The organism is Oceanimonas smirnovii ATCC BAA-899 (genome assembly GCF_000381965.1).
GTDB classification, from domain to species: Bacteria; Pseudomonadota; Gammaproteobacteria; order Enterobacterales; family Aeromonadaceae; genus Oceanimonas; species Oceanimonas smirnovii.
Map to the genome: position 1 here is coordinate 116,869 of NZ_KB908461.1, position 20,595 is coordinate 137,463.

The 20,595-nt window shown below is 56.9% G+C and carries 16 protein-coding genes and 1 rRNA gene; 4 read left to right on the top strand and 13 right to left on the bottom strand.

From position 1 onward, the window contains the following. From G364_RS0110305 to G364_RS0110330, 6 genes are read right to left on the bottom strand one after another with little or no spacing between them, the layout of a single operon-like run. Nucleotides 1–756 carry a glutaminyl-peptide cyclotransferase gene (locus G364_RS0110305; RefSeq protein ID WP_019935069.1) on the bottom strand — a complete coding sequence of 252 codons (756 nt, stop codon included), beginning with the start codon at nucleotides 754–756 and terminating at the stop codon, nucleotides 1–3. Continuing rightward, nucleotides 753–1,343 carry an ABC-type transport auxiliary lipoprotein family protein gene (locus G364_RS0110310; protein WP_019935070.1) on the bottom strand — a complete coding sequence of 197 codons (591 nt, stop codon included), beginning with the start codon at nucleotides 1,341–1,343 and terminating at the stop codon, nucleotides 753–755. Before G364_RS0110310 ends, G364_RS0110305 begins: the two co-directional genes overlap by 4 nt. Then, on the bottom strand, nucleotides 1,340–2,257 hold the full coding sequence (locus tag G364_RS0110315; RefSeq protein ID WP_019935071.1) for an MlaD family protein: 918 nt from the start codon (nucleotides 2,255–2,257) through the stop codon (nucleotides 1,340–1,342). The genes G364_RS0110310 and G364_RS0110315 overlap by 4 nt, the downstream gene beginning before the upstream one ends. 3 nt (nucleotides 2,258–2,260) lie before the next feature. Beyond that, complete coding sequence (locus G364_RS0110320) at nucleotides 2,261–3,040, bottom strand: ABC transporter ATP-binding protein (RefSeq protein WP_019935072.1); 780 nt, start codon at nucleotides 3,038–3,040, stop codon at nucleotides 2,261–2,263. Beyond that, on the bottom strand, nucleotides 3,037–4,146 hold the full coding sequence (locus G364_RS0110325; protein ID WP_019935073.1) for an ABC transporter permease: 1,110 nt from the start codon (nucleotides 4,144–4,146) through the stop codon (nucleotides 3,037–3,039). Before G364_RS0110325 ends, G364_RS0110320 begins: the two co-directional genes overlap by 4 nt. Next, a complete protein-coding gene (locus G364_RS0110330) occupies nucleotides 4,143–5,801 on the bottom strand; it encodes a chloride channel protein (RefSeq protein WP_019935074.1) in 1,659 nt (552 codons plus the stop codon). Before G364_RS0110330 ends, G364_RS0110325 begins: the two co-directional genes overlap by 4 nt. Nucleotides 5,802–5,958: 157 nt before the next feature. Between G364_RS0110330 and G364_RS0110335 the strand changes: the two genes are divergently transcribed. Next, nucleotides 5,959–6,270, top strand: coding sequence for a YqfO family protein (locus tag G364_RS0110335; RefSeq protein WP_019935075.1), 312 nt, complete (start codon nucleotides 5,959–5,961; stop codon nucleotides 6,268–6,270). Nucleotides 6,271–6,282: 12 nt separating this feature from the next. After that, nucleotides 6,283–6,738 (top strand): methylated-DNA--[protein]-cysteine S-methyltransferase, encoded by a 456-nt coding sequence (locus G364_RS0110340; protein ID WP_019935076.1) that lies wholly within the window; start codon nucleotides 6,283–6,285, stop codon nucleotides 6,736–6,738. 501 nt (nucleotides 6,739–7,239) lie between these two features. On the opposite strand, the gene G364_RS0110345 is transcribed toward G364_RS0110340, so the two are convergent. Next, nucleotides 7,240–8,427 (bottom strand): D-alanyl-D-alanine carboxypeptidase, encoded by a 1,188-nt coding sequence (locus tag G364_RS0110345; RefSeq protein ID WP_019935077.1) that lies wholly within the window; start codon nucleotides 8,425–8,427, stop codon nucleotides 7,240–7,242. A gap of 226 nt (nucleotides 8,428–8,653) precedes the next feature. Further along, nucleotides 8,654–12,334, bottom strand: a complete 3,681-nt coding sequence (metH, locus tag G364_RS0110350; protein WP_026344841.1) for a methionine synthase — start codon at nucleotides 12,332–12,334, stop codon at nucleotides 8,654–8,656. Nucleotides 12,335–12,578: 244 nt separating this feature from the next. Between metH and G364_RS0110355 the strand changes: the two genes are divergently transcribed. Beyond that, nucleotides 12,579–13,868 (top strand): cation:proton antiporter, encoded by a 1,290-nt coding sequence (locus G364_RS0110355; protein WP_019935079.1) that lies wholly within the window; start codon nucleotides 12,579–12,581, stop codon nucleotides 13,866–13,868. 31 nt (nucleotides 13,869–13,899) lie between these two features. Here the strand turns inward: G364_RS0110355 and metA are convergent, their stop codons facing one another. Beyond that, a complete protein-coding gene (gene metA, locus G364_RS0110360; protein WP_019935080.1) occupies nucleotides 13,900–14,853 on the bottom strand; it encodes a homoserine O-acetyltransferase MetA in 954 nt (317 codons plus the stop codon). A gap of 141 nt (nucleotides 14,854–14,994) precedes the next feature. On the opposite strand from metA, the gene G364_RS0110365 reads away from it, so the two are divergent. Beyond that, nucleotides 14,995–16,170, top strand: a complete 1,176-nt coding sequence (locus G364_RS0110365) for a CinA family nicotinamide mononucleotide deamidase-related protein (RefSeq protein ID WP_019935081.1) — start codon at nucleotides 14,995–14,997, stop codon at nucleotides 16,168–16,170. Nucleotides 16,171–16,200: 30 nt separating this feature from the next. Here the strand turns inward: G364_RS0110365 and G364_RS0110370 are convergent, their stop codons facing one another. The 4 genes from G364_RS0110370 to rrf all read right to left on the bottom strand — a co-directional run bounded on the left by G364_RS0110370 (nucleotide 16,201) and on the right by rrf (nucleotide 20,569). After that, a complete protein-coding gene (locus G364_RS0110370) occupies nucleotides 16,201–16,905 on the bottom strand; it encodes a phosphatase PAP2 family protein (protein ID WP_019935082.1) in 705 nt (234 codons plus the stop codon). A 61-nt stretch (nucleotides 16,906–16,966) separates the two neighbouring features. Next, on the bottom strand, nucleotides 16,967–18,310 hold the full coding sequence (locus G364_RS0110375; protein ID WP_019935083.1) for an 8-oxoguanine deaminase: 1,344 nt from the start codon (nucleotides 18,308–18,310) through the stop codon (nucleotides 16,967–16,969). Between the two features lie 122 nt (nucleotides 18,311–18,432). Beyond that, nucleotides 18,433–19,878, bottom strand: a complete 1,446-nt coding sequence (locus tag G364_RS0110380) for a uracil-xanthine permease family protein (protein WP_019935084.1) — start codon at nucleotides 19,876–19,878, stop codon at nucleotides 18,433–18,435. Nucleotides 19,879–20,454: 576 nt separating this feature from the next. Continuing rightward, nucleotides 20,455–20,569: ribosomal RNA gene (rrf, locus tag G364_RS0110385) — 5S ribosomal RNA — on the bottom strand. Nucleotides 20,570–20,595 lie beyond the last annotated feature (26 nt).

A 20,595-nucleotide genomic window follows, 5' to 3' on the forward strand; every position in this document is an offset into this window, starting at 1 on the left:
TCAGTCAGCAGGCACAAAACGAACCCTGAACAATCTGGACCACCACTTGCCGGTGAGGTAAAAATCACCGGTTTGTGGGTCATGGGCAATGCCATTCAGTACCGCATCGGCATCCTTGATGCGACCACTCAAAGGCAGCAGCGCCGTGGCATCAATCACACCATCAACCCTGCCGCTGGCCTTGTGAATACGTAAAATATGGCTCTGCTTCCACACATTGGCGTAAATATGCTCGCCCACACAGGCCAGGGCATTCAGCTGATATTGAAGCTTGCCATTCAGGGTCACCGGCAGCCGCTGCTGCAGGCCAAAGTCACTAAGGCGGCGCTGCTGTAAACTGGCCGAGCCGTCGCTCATCCATAAGTGCCTGCCGTCATAACACAGGCCCCAGCCTTCTCCCTCATAGGTAAAGCCGCTTTCCATGGCAAGCTCAGGCAACCGCCATACCAGCGCCCGGCCTTCTTTCCAGGTCAGCTGGATCAAGCGGTTATCCACTCGAGTAATGCCTTCGCCGAACAGACTACCGGACAAAGGCCGCTGTTGCTTCAGCTTACCGTTACCGGCATTCAGCACCCTGATACTGGACTGGCCATACAGGCCGGTGCTTTGATACAGAAGGCCCTCATGCCACTCCAGCCCCTGTGTAAAGGCACGAATATCGTGCGGCAGGCTCTGCAGCACTTCCACCTTGAGTGCCTCCGCCGCCGGCAGCGGTGCCGCCAACCAATATAGCAGCCACAGCAGCCGCCGCGTCATGGCGTCTGGATCAGCAGCCAGTGGCTCAGCTCGGCAGCCAGCCGATTGGCGGCCTGGCTCAGTCCCGCCACGGCCGCAGCTGCATCGCGGCTAGCCAGCTCGGCCCGCTGCTCAAAACGACGGCTGGCCACAATGCGCCGGTCGCTGGTGCGCAACAGCTGGGCGTCAAAGCGGATCAGGGCCTGGGGCCGGCCCTGGCTGACATCCACCTCAAAGGCGCGCAAGGTGCCCGCCAGCTCCCAGCCTGCCTGCATGCTGTCTTCTTCCCGGCTGAGAGCATCAAAACGGCCATCCTGCCACAGGGCATCCAGCAGCCAGTCTTGCCACAGCAACGGCATGGGCGCATTCCAGCGCGCATCGCCATAGGCCTGATAAGACTGCTGCCCGGTCAGCACCAACAAACGGTTGCCGGTGTGCACGCCCACTGCCTGAGGCCGGGCCAGGCGCAGCCCTTTCAACGTGAGCGAGGCCTGTTCAGCCACCGGGGCGGCCGGTGCCAGCCGGTACTGGCTGACCGGCTGAGCCGGCGGTAATACCGAGCAGGCTGTCAGTCCCAATATAAACAGCAGAAGCATGATTTGTTTCATGGCTCAAACACCTCCATTTGCTCACGTTCCAGCAAGGTGCCGGCCGGGTCCTGCTGCAGCTGTCGGGTCACATCACCCAGGGTTCGCAGGGTTCGGCGCAGCTCACGCAGGGCCGGCTCCACACCCGCCAGCCCCTGCGCGCCCGCTTCCAGCGCCGGCTGCTGCCGGGCAAGCAATTGCTCCAGCCGCTCGCTCAGGCGCTGCAGGCTGGCAGCAGTGGCGGCGGTGTTGGCCAGCAGCGGCTCACCATGACGGGCCAGCTGAGTATCGAGCCGAACCATCAGCGCATCCAGCCGGCGGGCGGCATCGGTCAGCGAAGTGACTCCTTGCTGCAGGCTGCCTTGCTGCTGTGCCAGCCCGGCGGTTACTGTGTCCAGGCTGGCTAAAATATGCGTAACGTGTTCGGCATTTTGCGGGGTCAGCAGGCGATTGGCATTCTCCAGCAGCGTATTCAGCCCCACCAGCAGCTCTTCAGTACTGACTCTGAGCTGAGTAAGGGGGGAAGGCTCCGCCCGTATTACCGGAATATCATCCTCATTCTGCAATAACAGCGGACTGTCAGGCGAGCCGTGGCTGAGCGCAATATTGGCAGCCCCGGTAATGTTGGCCAGCGCCAGCCGTGCCTGCGTGTCGGTTTTCACCGGCGCATCGGCGGCAATACGCACCCGGGCACGCACCTGACGGGGATCCCGCGGATTCAGGGTCAGGCTTTCTACCTCACCCACACGAATACCGCTATATTGCACGGCACTGCCTACCGACAGCCCGGATACCGGCTCGGTAAACACGATGTCATAGCGGCGCAGCTCGCTGTTATCTCCCATTTTGGCCAGCCAAAGCGCAAACAGCAGGGTTGCCGCGGCTGTCAGTAGGGTAAACAATCCCACCAGTACGTGATGAGCCCGGGTTTCCATGGGTTACTCCTTATTACCTTGAGCAGCATATTGTGCCGCTCTGCCCCGCGGGCCGTGAAAATAATCCTGAATCCAGGGATCATCAAAGGCCGCTACCTGCGTCAGCTGTCCCACCGTCTGTACCCGCTTTTGCCCCAGCACCGCCACCCGGTCGCAACAGGTATAAAGGGTATCCAGATCATGAGTGACCAGCACCACCGTCAAATCCAGTGCATTGCGTAATGTCAGCAACAGACGATCAAACGCCGAGGCAGAGACCGGATCCAGCCCTGCAGTGGGCTCATCCAGAAACAGAACCTGGGGATCCAGCGCCAGCGCCCGGGCCAGCGCGGCCCGCTTGACCATACCACCGGACAGATTGGCCGGATAACGATGCCCCGCCAGTGCCGGCAAGCCTGCCAGTGCCAGCTTGATATCGGCCAGCTTTACTGCCTGCTGCCAGCTCAGGCCGGCATGCTCCACCAGCGGCAAAGCCACGTTTTCCAGCACAGTGAGCGAAGAAAACAAAGCACCGTTCTGAAACAGAACTCCCATACGCCGTTCCAGCTGGCTGCGTTCTGTCGCCGGCAGGGTCAGCAGATCCTGCTGCCACAGGCGTACTTCGCCGGCATCGGGACGATGCAGGCCAATAATGGAACGCAGCAGTACCGACTTGCCACTGCCGGATCCCCCCACCAGCCCCAGAATTTCTCCCGGCATCACATCCAGATCCAGCTGCTCGTGCACCACCTGGGAGCCAAAGCAATTGCGCAAGCCCCGCACGCGAATAAGGGCGTCCGTCACCAGCCCATCTCCATTAAAAACAGCGCCGCCACCGCATCCAGCAATATCACCACAAAAATGGACTGCACCACACTGGAGGTGGTGTGTTCCCCTACCGACTGAGCGCTGCCCGAAACCTTGAACCCTTCCAGGCAGCCGATAAGCGCAATCAGCACCGCAAACACGGGCGCCTTGCCCAGTCCTACCAGCAAATGCTGCAAGGGCACCTGCTGTGCTATGGCCAAATACTGAGTCAGCGAAATATCCAGCGACAACATGCCCACCAGAGCACCACCAAGCAGGCCGCTGAGCACGGCAATAAACGCCAGTAACGGCAGGGTCAGCAATAACGCCAGCAATCGGGGTAACACCAACAGCGCCACGGGATCCAGCCCCTGTGCGCGCAGAGCATCCAGCTCCTGATTCACTTTCATGGCACCCAGCTGGGCAGTAAAAGCACTGGCGGTGCGGCCGGCCAGCAAAATAGCCGTCAGCAGCACACCAAACTCACGCATAAAACTGTAAGCCACCAGATCTACCGTATAGATGGTGGCACCGAAGTTCTCCAGCACGGTAGCGCCGAGAAAGGCTACCACGGCCCCCACCAGAAAGGTCAGCAGCGCCACTATGGGCACCGCATTCAGCCCACACTGCTGCATCTGTGCCACCAACGCAGTGATGCGCCACTGAGATGGCCGGAACATCAGCCCCGCTGCCGTGGTCAGAGTCAGGCCGGTAAATCCCAGCAGCATCTTGCCCTGCAGCCAGCCCCGGTCCACGCGCTGTCCCAGCCGGGCCAGCCCGTCACTCCAGCGGGACATGACCGCCGGCACCGGCTCACGCTGCGCCATCACTTCCGTAACTGCCAGTAACAACGATGTCTGCTTGTCACTCAGATTTTCGGCCTGCTGCGCCAATACCGGCAGGCCACTACCCAGTTGTTGCCACAACAGGCCGGCACCCGCGGTATCCAGCCGGGTCAGACCTGCTGCTTCCAGCGCTGTGACCTGCTCCGCCGGCAGCGGCTGCAGGATCTGCTGCAAATATGCATAATGCGCCAGAGTCCAGTCTCCCGTCAGGCTCAACCGGTTTGCCGACAGTTGCCAGCCCGGTTTTTGTGTACTCAATATAAGCCTCCTTCTTCTGTCAGCATGCGTACCAAGCGGCTGCGGGTGACCAGCCCCTGACCGCGCCGAACCGGCACCAGAAAGCCGGCACCGGGCTCACCTTGCAGACTGCGCAGGGCTTCCAATAACGACATATCCTGCTCCAGCAGCTGTAACCGGCGGCCTGGAGTCAGCAGCTTGTCCAGCTCTTCGGCACTGGTGTTTTCGTCAAGCTGGGCTGCGGCCAGCAAATAGTAATGCTGATCTCGCTGCACTATCAGCACCGGGGCTCTGGTGACAGGTGGTGCTCCCTTTCCGTTCCAGTGCACCAGGCTCATATCGGCCAGCTCCGACAGATAACGCTGGGCCAGCGCCGTGCGCACTGGATGAGTTTGCAGCTCCTGCCCACGCACGCGAAGCTGAGTGATAACCAGCGAAGGAAGATGAAAACCATGCTGGCACAACAGGTTGGCTCCCAGCACCACTATCATGGCCGGTAACATGGACTCGGCACTGAGCGACAGCTCCAGCACGGTGGCAATGGCAGCCAGCGGCGCATGGAGTACGGCACTCATCATGGCAGCCATGCCAAGCAACGCATAAAGTGCCGGATCCGAAGTGCCGGGAATAAGCGCCCCGGCTATACCGCCGGCGCAAACACCCAGCATCAGGGTAGGCGCAATCTGGCCGCCGGGCACGCCCAGACCGATGGCCGCTGCCGTGGCCAGCAGTTTGCCTGCCAGTATCACCAGTAACAGCAGCCAGGGCAGGCCCTCGTTCAGCATAATATTGATGGTGTCGTAGCCGGAACCAAGAATTTGTGGCGCAGCCAGCGCCAGCACACCGGTAATAATGCCCGCCAGCAACAGTCTGAGCGACCGGGACTTAAGCGGAACGCGAACAAATACCAGCACCAGCCGCTGAAACAAGACGGCCAGCAGACCCACCCACAAACCGGTGATCAACAGACCCGGAATGTCCTGATAGGATGCCAGCGACAGCTGAACCGGCTCCAGAATGGCATGCTCTCCCAACAGCGCGCCGGTCAGGGCCGACGCAGTGATGGCGGCTGCAATGATGGGCGCAAACCCCAGCAGGCTGTATTCCATCAACACCACTTCCATGGCAAACAGCACACCCGCCAGGGGCGTATTAAAGGCAGCAGAAATGGCCGCTGCCGTTCCGCACCCCAGCAACAGCCGTAGCTGGCTGGGTGGCCTGCCGGTCACTTGCCCCACCTGGCTGGCAATGCCCGCCCCCATATGTACAGCAGGCCCTTCCCGGCCCACACTGTGACCCGAGCCAAGGGCAACAAGAGCGGCCACGAACTGAAAGCCGATATTGCCGGCAGGAATGCGTCCCTGCCCGAACTGCAGCCGCTCCAGTACATAGGCCAGCCCTACCGACTGCCAGTTCCGGGGAGTGAAATGATATAACAGGATCAGCAAGGCGCTGCCCAGCACCGGCAGCCCCAGCTGCCAGTACCAGGCCAGTGACTCGAAGTCTTCCAGATTATTACCGTTAAGGCCACCCAGGGTGGCATTAAGAATCAGCAAAAAACTCATCATTACCAAACTGGCTGCGATGCCGGTTAAGACGCCCAGCATCACCAGTGGCAGCAAGCTGCCGGTATGCCGTGAAAACAGCCGGCGGATCAGGTTGTGTGCTTGATTCATGAGCCAGTTCCGATCGCGTCAGGAACATTCATTATTCACTCCCTGTGTGGAATAAACCACTCTTGAAGCAAGGAATTCTGTTATATTTCACATACTTCGAACGTTAACGCCCACTCTTGCACACCCCCCTTAACCCCGGCCATAACAGGGAGACATCATGTACAAGCTGGTATTTTTTGTTCCTGAAACCCATGCCGATGCGGTGAAACAGGCGGTGTTTGCCACCGGTGCCGGCAAAATCGGTGATTATGACCAGTGCTGTTTTGAAACGCGCGGGCAAGGTCAGTTTCGCCCTTTGGCCGGTGCCAACCCCTTTCTGGGCACAGCCGGCGAGCTGGAGCGGGTGGATGAGCTGCGCATTGAGCTGGTTTGCGAAGATTCTCTGATTCAAGCAGCGGTGAAAGCACTACGCGCCGCTCACCCTTATGAAGAGCCGGCCTACGATGTCTGGCCGCTGGCCAAGCTTTAAAGGTGGCACATCATGATATATACCGTTTTGCCCAGCCCCTGTGGTCCATTGCGTATTGAAGCCAATGACGAGGCCATCACCCGCATTCTTTTTCTCGATAAGCCATTAGCGGCCACTGCTCCGGCCAGCCCTTTGCTGGCACAAACCTGTGATCAGCTGAATGCCTATTTTGCCGGCGAGCTCATCCGTTTTTCGCTGCCACTGGCCCCTGCCGGCACACCTTTTCAGCAGCAAGTATGGCAAGCGCTGTTAACCATTCCCTGGGGTGAAAAACGCAGTTACCGCGATATTGCTGCTGCCATCGGCAATCCCAGGGCCGTGCGGGCCGTCGGTGCCGCCAATGGCCGCAACCCCATTCCCATTATCATTCCCTGCCACAGAGTGATTGGTGCCAATAGCCGCCTGACCGGTTATGCCGGCGGACTGGAACGCAAGCGCTGGCTGCTGGATCATGAGACCAAAGTCTGACAATACCCCCGCCACCTTGTGCGAGATCTCTCAAGCTGACTTCAGACAACACGCTTTTGTGATGGGGTCATAGGCCTTATAAAATACATTTTTACTTTTATATTCAGTCAGATGCCATTTATTGACCATTCCTGACATTTTGGTCAGCATGAAAACCGGACTTTCCGTATTACCACTTCGGGTTACTATTCTTCTCGCAAGGAAGCAAGGGGTCTTTCAGGAAGAAAGACTCGCCAGGAATGGCACAGGGACACCGCTGGTGAAAGGCGGACAGGACACTTTCAGGGTTGAAGATGTGAAGCGGGTCAGGATGACACGCGGTCAGGAGCGACCAGGGACACACCGACGGAACGGGAAGCGGATAATTTCACGGAGTGAAATACAGTCAGGGATATGGCAGGGAGCCATCAGGTTCACGGAACAGAGCCGTCAGGACGACCGAAAAAGGGCAACAGCAATGTTGCCCTTTTTTCGTATTTACGCACTACGCCTGATGCGGACTCAGAGCCGTACTACCAGACAATCCATCCCTTGCCGGGACAGGTGCTGACAGGCATTCTGTGCCTGCTTTTCTTCAAAACCTATCAGGCGGGCACGAAACAGGGTCCGGTTGCTGATTTCCACTTCAGTAACAGCCGCCCTGGCCTGCGCCAGATCACCCAGCCGGCGTGCAGCATCCGAGGCTCTGTCTCTGGCCTGCTCCGGCATACGGAAAGAGCCAATTTGTACTGCCCAGTCCCCATGAAATAAAGGAGCAGCCGCCGGGACTTGAGGTGGCTGAGAATTCGGCGCTTGTTTTACTGTCTGGCGCACAGTGCGCGTACGAACGACCAGTCGATCGGCAGCAGGCACCTGCGTTACCCTGGCAACCTGAGTAGCACGCCCTATGCTGCGGTCAATCAGTGAAGCCATATGCTGATCCCGGGACTGAGCGGTTTTACCCCCCATCACCACACCTACCACACGGCGATCATCCCGCAATGCCGACGTCGCCACATTAAAGCCGGACGCACGAATATAACCGGTCTTCATGCCATCCACCCCGGGCGCATTCTGCACCATGCGATTATGGCTATGGTAGGTTTTGCCCTTATAGGTAAAGGACGTGGTGGAAAAATAATGATAATAGCCCGGGTAATCCTTCATCAGCCGCAACGACAGGGTAGCCAAATCCCGGGCAGTGGAAATTTGCTGGCTGTCGGGCAGGCCCGAGGCATTACGAAAGGTGGTATTGTACATTTTCAGCTCTCTGGCCTTGGCCGTCATACGTTTGGCAAAGGCGCTCTCGCTCCCCCCCAGGGCCTCGGCCACCACCACAGCCACGTCATTGGCCGAGCGTACTATCAACGCCGGAATGGCATCTTTTACTTTCAGTCTGTCGCCTTTTTTGAGCTGAATATTGGTTTGTGGCATGGAAGCCGCATGTGCCGACACCGGCATTGCAGTATTCAGGCTCATGCGTCCCTGCTCCATGGCATCAAACAACAGGTAGAGGGTCATCATTTTAGTGAGTGACGCCGGATAGCGGCTGGCATCAGCATTAGCCGCATGCAGTACTGTGCCGTTTTCGGCGTCGATCACGATGGCCGCATAACGTGGATTGGCGTGAGCCTGAGTCGTCAGACAAACCAGCAGCAAAAAACCAAGTAATTGTGAGATAGTTTTTCCCGGGCGGGATACAGTAAACATGGGAACCTCCTCCCACTTTAAAAAAGCTGCCTGAAATTACGCCAGGGAATCAGCACTGTCCAGCACCAGTTTTATCCTGATGCAGCAGCCTGACGCAAGGGCACACAGACACAGCTTTTAACACTAATAAATCCGTTTATAGTAACAAGCATATACCCTGCTGAACTGATGCAGAACAAGACGGATAAATATTTATCAAAAAGGCGCCAGAGGCGCCTTTGATTCATCAGTCACTCAGGTTGGGGGCAAGCCACTTTTCAGCGTCTTCTCTGGTCATACCTTTACGTGTGGCATAATCCAGCAGCTGGTCTTCCTGAATGCGGGCCACCGCGAAGTAGCGGGTGTCCGGATAGGAGAAATAGAAGCCCGACACCGCCGCTCCCGGCCACATGGCGTAGGACTCGGTCAGCTTCATGCCGATGCGGTTTTCCACGTCCAGCCACTGCCACAGGGTGCCTTTTTCGGTGTGCTCGGGACAGGCGGGATAGCCCGGCGCCGGACGAATGCCCTGATACTTTTCGCGGATCAGCTCGTCGTTGCTGAGCGTTTCGTCCGGGGCATAGCCCCAGTACTCCCGCCGCACCTTCAGGTGCATGTACTCGGCAAAGGCCTCCGCCAGCCGGTCCGCCACAGCGCTGGCCATGATGGCGTTGTAGTCGTCGTGGGCATCCTTGTAACGCTTGACAATCTCGTCCTCGCCGATACCACCGGTGACCGCAAAACCGCCGATGTAATCGGGCTTGCTGCCCTTGGGTGCCACATAGTCGGCCAGACAGTAGTTGGGGAAACCGTCCTTTTTCTCGGTCTGCTGACGCAGAAAACGCAGGGTATGCAGCACTTGCGAGCGAGACTCGTCGGCATAGATTTCCACGTCGTCGCCCACGCTGTTGGCGGGAAACAGACCGATCACCCCGGCGCAGCTCAGCTCGCCCTCGGCGGCCAGCTTGTCGAGCATGGCGTTGGCATCGGCGAACAGCCGCTTGGCTTCCTCGCCCACCACCTCGTCTTCCAGAATGCGCGGGTACTTGCCCGCCAGCGACCAGGTGAGGAAAAACGGCGTCCAGTCGATGTATTCCCGCAGCACCGAGATGGGCACATCGCGGAATTCATGAATGCCCGGTTTCACCGGCACCGGCGGGGTGTAAGCGTCCCAGTCGATGTTCACCTTGTTGGCCCGGGCCTCGGCCAGGGTCACCGGTTTGGTGCGGGGCTTTTTGCGGGCGTGCTGATCCCGCACCACCTCGTATTCCTGATTGAGCCGCGCCACAAAGGCCGGCTTGTTGGTCTCGCTCAGCAGGCTCTGCACCACGCCCACGGCGCGGGAAGCGTTGGACACATACACCACGGGCTCGTCGTAGTTCTGCTCAATCTTGACCGCGGTATGGGCCTTGGAGGTGGTGGCACCGCCGATCAGCAGCGGGATCTTGAAGCCCTGACGCTGCATTTCCTTGGCCACGTGTACCATTTCATCCAGTGACGGGGTGATCAGCCCCGATAGGCCAATCATGTCGGCGTTGGTTTCCCGGGCGGTCTTGAGGATGGTCTCGCAGGGCACCATGACGCCCAGGTCCACCACCTCAAAGTTATTGCACTGCAACACCACACCGACGATGTTCTTGCCGATGTCGTGCACGTCGCCCTTGACCGTGGCCATCACAATCTTGCCGTTGCTCTGACCCACCGCCTTGGTGGCCTCGATATAGGGGTTAAGGTAGGCCACCGCCCGCTTCATCACCCGGGCCGATTTCACCACCTGGGGCAGGAACATCTTGCCCTCGCCGAACAGATCGCCAACCACGTTCATGCCGTCCATCAGCGGGCCTTCAATCACGTCGAGCGGGCGCGCCGCCTGCTGGCGGGCCTCTTCGGTGTCTTCCTCGATAAAGTCGGTCAGGCCCTTGACCAGAGCGTGTTCAAGGCGCTTGTTCACCGGCCAGCTGCGCCATTCCAGATCCCGGGCGTCGTTGGCCGGGCCACCGCTGTTGCGATAACGCTCGGCCACTTCCAGCAGGGCCTCGGTGGCGTTATCGTTGAGGTTGAGCACCACCGCCTCCACCTTCTCCTTCAGCTCGGGCTCTATGTCTTCATAGATGGCAAGCTGACCGGCGTTGACGATACCCATGTCCATGCCGTTCTTGATGGCGTGATACAGAAATACCGCATGAATGGCTTCGCGCACCGGCTCGTTGCCGCGGAACGAGAAGGACACGTTGGACACGCCGCCGGAGATCATGGCGTGGGGCAGGTTGTCCTTGATGTCCTTGACCGCCTCGATAAAGTCCACGGCATAGTTGTTGTGCTCGTCGATGCCGGTGGCCACGGCGAAGATATTGGGGTCGAAGATGATGTCTTCCGGCGGAAAGCCGACCTTGTCCACCAGCACCCGGTAGGCCCGCTGGCAGATTTCGAACTTGCGCTCCCGGGTGTCGGCCTGGCCCACTTCATCAAAGGCCATGACAATGACGGCGGCGCCATAACGGCGCACCAGCCGGGCCTGCTCGATAAACTTGGCTTCCCCTTCCTTCAGGGAGATGGAGTTGACGATGCCCTTGCCCTGAATGCACTTGAGGCCGGCCTCAATCACTTCCCACTTTGAAGAGTCGATCATGATGGGCACCCGGGAAATATCGGGCTCACCAGCGATCAGGTTGAGGAAGCGGGCCATGCAGGCCTCGGCGTCAAGCATACCCTCGTCCATGTTGATGTCGATGATCTGGGCGCCGTTTTCCACCTGCTGCAGCGCCACTTCCAGCGCCTCGTCGTAGAGCTCTTCCTTGATCAGCCGCTTGAACTTGGCCGAGCCGGTCACATTGGTACGCTCGCCCACGTTGACGAACATGCTCTCGGGGGTGATCAGCACCGGCTCCAGGCCGGACAGCCGGCAGGCCACCGGCAGCTCGGGCAGTGGCCGGGGAGCCACGCCCTTGACCGCCTCGGCGATGGCACGAATATGCTCGGGGGTGGAGCCGCAGCAGCCGCCCACCAGGTTGAGGAAACCGCTTTCGGCCCACTCGCGAATATGGGCGGCCATCTCGGCGGCGTCCAGGTCGTATTCGCCGAAGGCGTTGGGCAGGCCGGCGTTGGGGTGGGCCGACACATAGGTTTCGCTGATGCGGGACAGCTCGGCCACGTACTGGCGCAGCTCATCCGGCCCCAGGGCACAGTTCAGACCAAAGGAAATGGGCTGGGCGTGGCGCAGGGAATGGTAAAAGGCTTCCGTGGTCTGGCCGGTCAGGGTGCGGCCGGAGGCGTCGGTAATGGTGCCGGAAATCATCACCGGCAGGCGCACGTCCAGCTTCTCAAACACCCCTTCAATGGCAAACACCGCCGCCTTGGCGTTGAGGGTATCGAAGATGGTCTCGATCATCAGCAGATCGGCACCGCCGTCGATCAGCGCTTCGGTGGCCTCGGTGTAGGCCGCCACCAGCTGGTCAAAGCTGATGTTGCGGTAGCCGGGGTCGTTCACGTCCGGCGAGATGGAGGCGGTGCGGTTGGTCGGGCCCAATACCCCGGCCACAAAACGCGGCTTGTGGGGCTCCTTGGCGGTCCATTCATCGGCCACCCGGCGCGCCAGTCTGGCTGCCTCCAGGTTGATCTCCGCCGCCAGACTTTCCATGTGGTAGTCGGCCATGGCGATGGTGGTGGCGTTAAAGGTATTGGTTTCCACTATGTCGGCACCGGCGGCGAAATAATCGCTGTGGATTTGGGCGATGATCTCGGGCTGGGTCAACACCAGCAGATCGTTGTTGCCCTTGAGATCACTGCCCCAGTCGGCAAAGCGCTCGCCCCGGTAGGCGGCCTCGTCCAGCCGGTGTGACTGGATCATGGTGCCCATGCCCCCGTCTATGATCAAAATGCGTTCGGCCAAAGCCTGTTCGAGCTGAGAAAACACGGGGGATCTGGACACTGCTTACTCCTGTTACAACCTGATTCCTGTATGCAGCTTTCATGCTACCACAATTTAACCAATCGGAAATCCGGCCATCTGCATGGCTGATGTTTTACGGGGGTAAACAAGGTGTAAAAATGCACATCCTCACGGCATTTTTGCTAGTGAAGCCAGGGCTGATAGGGCAAACTATGTGCAACCGAATATATTCGGCCAACCAAGCTTGCAAAATAATAAAATAACCTTTCAGAAGAGCCCTCACATGAGCGTTTATTACACTCTGTGCTTTTTGGCGGCCATGGCGATCACCATTGCCTTCGTCAATCAGTACATCATGAAAATTCAGACCACCATTGCCATTACCTCCGGCGCTCTTGCCATCTCTGTTTTTATGCTGATTCTGGGTAAAACGACCTGGCCCGGACTGCAGGAACATGCGGTGGAGGTCATTAAAACCATCGATTTCGGCTCCTTCCTCCTGCAAGGGATCCTTGGCTTTCTGCTGTTTGCCGGGGGCCTGGGAATTAATCTGCCCGCATTAAAAAGTCAGAAATGGGAAATTTCGATTCTGGTCATTTTTGGCGTACTTATCTCCACGCTTGTTGTGGCCGGTGGTCTCTGGCTGCTGGGCTATGTCGCTGCCATTCCCATTCCCTTTATTTACTGCCTGCTGTTTGGCACCCTGATTTCCCCTACCGATCCCATAGCGGTACTGGCCATTGTCAAGAAACTGGGAGCGCCGGAGCAGATTTCCATTCAGATCGAAGGTGAATCGCTGTTCAACGACGGTATTGGCCTGGTCGCCTTTCTGACCATTTTCGCGGTGGCCTTTAACGGCAACGAGGCCAGTTTTGGTTCCGTGCTGACCCTGTTTACTCACGAAGCGGTGGGCGGCATCATCTTCGGTGCCCTGCTGGGACTGATGTGTCACATTATGATCAGCGCCACCGACGATGGCTCCATGGAGCTGCTGATGACGTTGTGCGTGCCCACTGCCGGTTTTGCCATGGCCAACGTCCTGGGTGTATCCGGTGCCCTGGCCATGGTGGTGGCAGGTATTATTATCGGTAACTGGACCCGCTATACCGGCTTTTCGGATCAGAGCCAGAAATACCTGGATCACTTCTGGCACCTGCTGGACGAATTCCTCAACGCCCTGCTGTTCCTGCTGATTGGTCTGGCCATGCTGCTGGTACAGTTTCACTGGCAAGCCTGGATTTTGGTATTGTTGTCGGTACCGCTGGTACTGGCCGGCCGCTTCCTCAGTGTGGCTCTGCCATATACCGGCTTTCGCCGGGTTCGCAGCTATAACAAATATTCGGTACGCATTCTTACCTGGGGCGGTCTGCGAGGCGGTCTGTCACTGGCAATGGCACTGTCGATTCCGGCGGGGGTGAAGCTGGGCAGCGATGGTCAGGTAGACCTGCGGGATCTGATATTAATGATGACCTACGCCATCGTGCTGTTCTCGATTATCGTGCAGGGCATGACCATCACCCCCATGATCAACAAGGCCAAGGCCGCAGAGAAAGCCGGCTTTCCCATCGAATAACAAAAAGGGGCATGAGCCCCTTTTTTAATGTTCAGTCTTCCCAGTCTTTGGTCAGGGTGTCGCCGGTGGCGCTGAGGGTGTTCAGATCGTAGGGCGTCAGCTGATAAACGTGATAGTTGAGCCAGTTGGAGAACAGCAGATGACCATGGCTGCGCCAGGTAGCCCGCGGGGCATTATCGGGGTTATTGCCGGGATAGTAATTCACCGGCATGCTGGGCTCTATGCCCGCCGACAGATCCCGCATGTATTCCTGATGAAGGGTATCGGGGTCATATTCCGGGTGGCCGGTCACAAACACCTGCCGCCGATCCGGGCTTACCGCCAGATACATACCCACCTGCTCGGAGCCGGCCAGTACCTTGAGGTTGGTTTTTTCCCGAATCAAGTCCAGCGGAAAGTCTGCATAGCGGGAGTGAGGAGCCAGAAACACATCATCAAAACCGCGCACCAGTGGTTCATACTGTCCCATATTCTGATGTTCATACACACCGGATAATTTTTCCAGCCGGGTACGCTTGTCGAGATCATACAAAATCTTGAGGCCGGCCTGGGCTGCCCAGCACAAAAACAAGGTAGAAGTCACATGGCTTTTGGACCACTCCACTACCTGTTCAATTTTGTCCCAGTACACCACATCACAAAAATCGGTCAGCCCCAGCGGCGCGCCAGTGATAATCAAACCGTCGTAAAACTGATCCTTGATCTGCTCAAAATCAAAGTAAAAATGCTCCAGATGAGACTGAGGCGTGTTTTTGGAAGGCCGGTTGTCAATGCGCAGCAGATCCACGCCAATTTGCAGGGGCGAATTCGACAGCATACGCAGCAGCTGATTCTCGGTTTCAATTTTCTTGGGCATTAAATTGAGCAGCAGCACCCGCATCGGTCGTATGTCCTGATTAACCGCGCGCGTCTCCGTCATCACGAAGATATTTTCCTGGCTCAGGACGTTGGCCGCCGGCAGGCGATCCGGAATTCTGATGGGCATGTGCTTACTCCATGTACTGCATCGGTAGAAAAGTCTAGACATCTAGAAATCTACAATATGGGTCGCTGCTTGTCATCAGTAACCTGTGTTACTGCTGCCAGATGCGATAGAATTTGGCCAGTTTTGTTCAAGGATTTGCATATGGAACCCGTGATTGAACTCATCAGCACCGGCGATGAAGTGCTTACCGGCCTGATAACCGATACCAATGCCGGCTGGCTGTCGCAACGGCTGCTGGAACAGGGCTGGCAGGTGCGCCGGCGCTTTACCGTGGGCGATGACAAAGCCGATCTGGTGGAGCTGTTTGAACAGCGCAGCCACCATGCAGATGTGGTTATCGTCAATGGCGGGCTGGGCCCCACCTCCGATGATATCAGTGCTGAGGCCATGGCCGAAGCCGCCGGCGTGCCTCTGGTGCTGAATGAACCATGGCTGAAGCTGATGCAGGAGAAATACGCCGGTCGCAATCGTAATATGCCGGAAAGCAACATCAAGCAAGCCATGCTGCCGGAAGGCGCCGAGCTGGTAGACAACCCTGTTGGTACTGCCTGTGGCTTTGCCGTGCAATATAACCGGGCGCTGTTTTTCTTTACTCCGGGGGTGCCGTCCGAGCTGAAGAAAATGATGGATCAGGAAATTTTGCCCCGGCTGCGTAACCGCCTGGGTCAGCGAGGTCAGAGCCAGGTACGCCGCTACTTTTTGTTCGGGCTGTCTGAGTCTGGCTTAAGTGACCGGCTGGATCCGCTGCCCTGGCCTGACGGCATTACGCTTGGTTATCGAGCAAACTCTCCTACCATAGAGCTGAAACTGATTATCGGCACTGATAATCGCGAGGCCATCAGAACTGCTGAAACCCAGTTACTGGAGCAAGTAGGCAGCCATGTGGTAGCCCGTAACGAGCTGAAGTTTGAAGGTCTGGCCGCACAATTGCACGACCGGGATCTGGTGGTATTTGAAGATGCCAGCGGCGGCCGCCTGACCGACACTCTGCACACCCTGACCAGCGAATTTGAAGGTCATTATCTGGCGGGACTGCCTGATACGGCTGACGATCTGGCTCAGTGGCTGAAAGGCTCCGGCCGGGCCACCACTCTGGCCATTGGTGCCGAAGGGCCGGAAGGCATTCCTCTGGCGCTATTAACGCCGGAAGGCTGCCGGGCTCAAACCCTGAAAATGCATTTTCGTAATCCGCTGATGCGCCGCCGTCTGCTGGCCTTTGCCGCCTTTGATATGCTGCGCCGGCAGCTGCAAGGTCTGCCGGTTATTGTGGATTACGACATACTTCCCCGCAGTGAACTGATCAGCCTGCCGCAATAATCACAAAGGGCGGTCACGCCGCCCGTTTGCTTAGCCCTGAAGTCGCCAGTGCCGCAGCAGTTTTTCTGCCGGACGCACCAGTGTTTCAGTCAGCCAGTGTGCCAGCGGAGTATGAAACAACCAGGCAGCAGTAATTAATGCCAGCGGAATGGAACCACAGAAAAAGTCAGTAAACCAATGCGCTCCCGACATCACCCTGGGCATCGCCAGAATCAGCACCAGAGGCACGACTGCATAGAGATAACGGCGGGGAAAGCGGTAAATGGCAAACAGCAAAAAGGTAGCAAAACCAATACCGTGGTCACTGGGAAAGGAATCTTGCGAGGCGTCTTTGGCTTTAATGTCCGGCACCAGCCGGCTGACCCGCTCCGCTTGCTCATAGGCCAGAGTCGGACTCGGCCGCTTCACCGGCAATGCCTTGCCTGCCGCTGCCTGCAATGAAAAAGAGCCGGCCATAATAATAAGCAGGCAGCAAATACGCGCCCGCTCTCTGCCCGATGCCAGCCAGGCATGGCGAAATACAAAGAGTGCCATCAGCAACGCGATGGCACCATCTATCCAGCGCTGGTTTACAAAAGCGACCAGCCCGGCAAAACCGGGGACAGTTATCAGCCGCTCATTAAACCACCAGAATACTCCCTCATCCAGACCAAGCCAGTAGCCCTGCCACCAGGTGGCAAGCAATATCAGTGCCAGCAACTGTAATCCGAACCAGCCTTTAATATCCCAGCGCAACTTATATACCCACGAATAAAAACGTGATTTATATCACGAAGCGCTGGTAAAGTCCCCAGTGCTAGCGCAGTTGTACTGCCAGTTCACGCTGTCGCGCTTTTAAGGCACCAATATCCAGGCCTTCCACCGCGCCCTCTGTTACTCGCCAACGGCCGGCGACCATGACCCTGTCCGCTCGTTGAGCACCGCAAAGCACCAGTGCTGCCAGCGGATCACCGGCACCGGCAAACTGAATATCATCGAGCCGGAACAATGCCAGATCAGCCTGTTTGCCAACAGCAATCTCACCGATATCGTCACGTCCCAGACAGGCAGCCGACCCTTGGGTAGCCCAGTTCAGTACCTTTTGATGCGTAATTTTACTGGCACCATAACGCAGCCGTTGCAGGAGTAATGCCTGCCGCACTTCCAGTATCATGTTAGATCCGTCATTAGACGCAGAGCCGTCTACTCCCAGGCCTACCGGACAACCGGCAGCTTCCAGATCCAGAGTCGGGCACATACCTGAAGCCAATAACATATTGGATGAGGGGCAGTGAGCAATGCCAGTGCCGGCTTTACCCAGCCGGATAATTTCTTCTTCATTGAAGTGAATGCCGTGAGCCAGCCAGGTTCGCTTGTTAAGCCAGCCTACTGACTCCAGATAATCCACCGGACGCATACCAAACATGCGCTGGCAAAACTCGGTTTCGTCGTGAGTTTCGGCTAAATGAGTATGCAATTGCACATCATGCTGCTCAGCAAGCCGGGCCGAGGCTTTCATTAATTCGCTGCTCACCGAAAAGGGAGAGCAGGGAGCCAGCGCCACTCTGCTCATGGCTCCGGCTGCATGGTCATGATAACGATGGATCAGTCGCTCACTGTCGGCAAGAATGGTCTCTTCACTCTGTACTGTTGACTGCGGCGGCAATCCGCCCTGATCCTGTCCCAGACTCATGGAACCCCGGGTCAGATGCACTCGCACGCCCAGCCTGTGAGCTTGCTCCATTTGAATATCAATGGCCTGTTCAAGCCCCTGAGGAAACAGGTAATGATGATCATTGGCAGTGGTACATCCCGACAGCAACAGCTCAGTCAGCGCGATTTGCGTGGAGACGGCTATCATTTCCGGCTGCAATTTGGCCCACACCGGATAGAGAGAGGTCAGCCAGGAAAACAGCTCCTTGTTCAGCGCAACAGGGTGCGCCCGGGTCAGGGTCTGATAGAAATGGTGGTGGGCGTTGATCAGGCCGGGCAGCAGCACATGGTCCCTGGCGTCAAAGGTCTCGTCAATCCGGCGTTGTGGCTTTTGACCTTCGGCGACCAGTTCAACAATGGTGTTACCGCTGACCACTACACCACCGGCACAGGCCGGGGTCAGGGTAGCAAGAGGTGATTTTATCCAGAGTGTCTTGGGGTTTTGCATCAGACTTTCTACTCCATATAACAGGAAAGTTGGCATCCCCCGGATGTAAAAACCCCTGACGTACAATCCGGGAAGGTACGCCAGGGGATTGAGCTTATTCGGGCTCAATTTGTCAGTGAGTATTAACCAACCTCACCTAATTTTTTTTTACCGTCTATCACCGGAGCCGCTTCTTCAGCTTCCGCTTTCTCTTCTTCCTCGTCCTGAGAACGCCCCTCGGGCAGAATCAGGCTCAGAGAGATGGCAGTAATGGCACCCATAGCAACCGGGGAGCTCAGAATGTTGGCTACAGTATCCGGCAGGGCCTGCAGCACTTCCGGCACAGTGGATACACCGATACCCATACCTACTGAAATGGCCACTATCATCATGTTACGACGGTCCAGGTTGGCCTGAGACAGTACACGAATACCGGCGACTGCCACTGTACCGAACATGATCAGAGTCGCACCACCCAGCACCGGCTTGGGCATGGTCTGCAGTACACCACCGATAATGGGGAACAGACCCATAATGAACAGAATGGCAGCAATATAGAGTCCGACAAAGCGGCTGGCCACACCAGTCAGGGCGATAACACCGTTGTTCTGACTGAAGGTCGTAGAGGGCATGCTGTTGAAAACAGCAGCAATCATGGAGTTGATACCGTCACCCAGCACACCACCGCGAATACGGTTGATATAGATCGGACCTTTCACCGGCTCACGGGAGATGGTGGAGTTGGCAGTCAGGTCACCGGTGGTTTCCATGGCACTCACACAGAACAGAATGGCCAGTGGAATAAAGGCAGCCAGATCAAACTGAAAACCAAACTTGAACGGAACCGGGATGGATACCAGCGGCAGGTTGGCCACGTGGGAGAAATCCAGACGTCCCATAAAGAAGGCAGCCAGCATACCCAGGACCAGACCAATTACCACGGCAGCCAGACGAATCATCGGATTCTTGGAACGGTTCAGCAGAATAACGCTCACCAGTACAATACCAGCCAGCATCAGGTTATCGAGAGAGCCGAAAGCATCAGTTTTCAAAGCACCAAAGCCACCACCAATGTCGGTCATGGCCACTTTAATCAGCGGAATACCGATAAGAATAATGATGGTACCGGTAACAACAGGAGTAATGATCTTCTGCAGCTTGTGTACAAAACGACTCAGGAAAATCTCGATAAAGGCGGCACAGAAGCTCACACCAAAAATAGTGGCCAGAATATCTTCCGGAGTACCCCCACGGTTTTTAACAATAAAACCGGCAGACAGTACAGCGGTCAGAAACGCAAAGCTGGTGCCCTGCAGACATAACATACCAGCGCCCACAGGACCGATACGGCGACACTGAATAAAAGTACCCACACCGGACACCATGAGTGCCATGCTGATCAGATAAGGAACATGTTCACCCAATCCGAGCGCGCCACCCACAATCAGGGTGGGAGTAATGACGCCAACTAGACTGGCCAGTACGTGCTGCAATGCAGCAAAGGTAGACGGCCAGAAACTGGGCTTGTCGTGTAATGAGTAGAGCAGATCGTGATTTTTGCCTTGAGTGGCGTTTGCTTCCTGGGTCATAACAGATCCCTTTGTTAATCGTTGCCAATGAGCAGCCATAGTGCTGTCATTTTTTAATTGGCCAACATCCTGTCGAGACGGTGGCACTACCCTCCATTCTCCACTTCAAGGCTTGTTACCGAGTGCGGAGATGAATAGATAATACCGTAAAAAAAACAGAAGTGTTATATCAATGTGAACTCTTTGTACACAAAATTTGCACCAATGTGATCTATAACACTCTTTATTGACGTCAGGAAAAGCAAGGCTATGCATCAATTGGAATAGAAGAATTGTATACACAAGCTGGGGAGCAAGCATAGAAAGGGTAGCGGGTATCAGATGCAGAAACGAAAAAAGCCCTTCACATTAGTGAAGGGCTTTTTCTTATTGGGTGCCTGGCAGTGGCCCGTCCCCTCGCAGAGCTCGGGTCGCTCAGCGCTGAAAAGGCGGTGCCTTTTCCGGGCGCGCTTCGCCCTACTTTCACAGCAAAGAGGTCGCTGCGCTCCGCTGGGTTTACCTTTGCCATGTGAAAGGTGTTGACCGTAGAAATGGAAAAAGCCCGATACAAACGTATCGGGCTTTTCGGTATTGGGTGCCTGGCAGTGACCTACTTTCACATGGCAGCTGCCACACTATCATCGGCGCGGTTGCGTTTCACTGCTGAGTTCGGCATGGAATCAGGTGGTTCCACAACGCTATGGCCGCCAGGCATTAAACTTGAATTCGAAAAAAGCT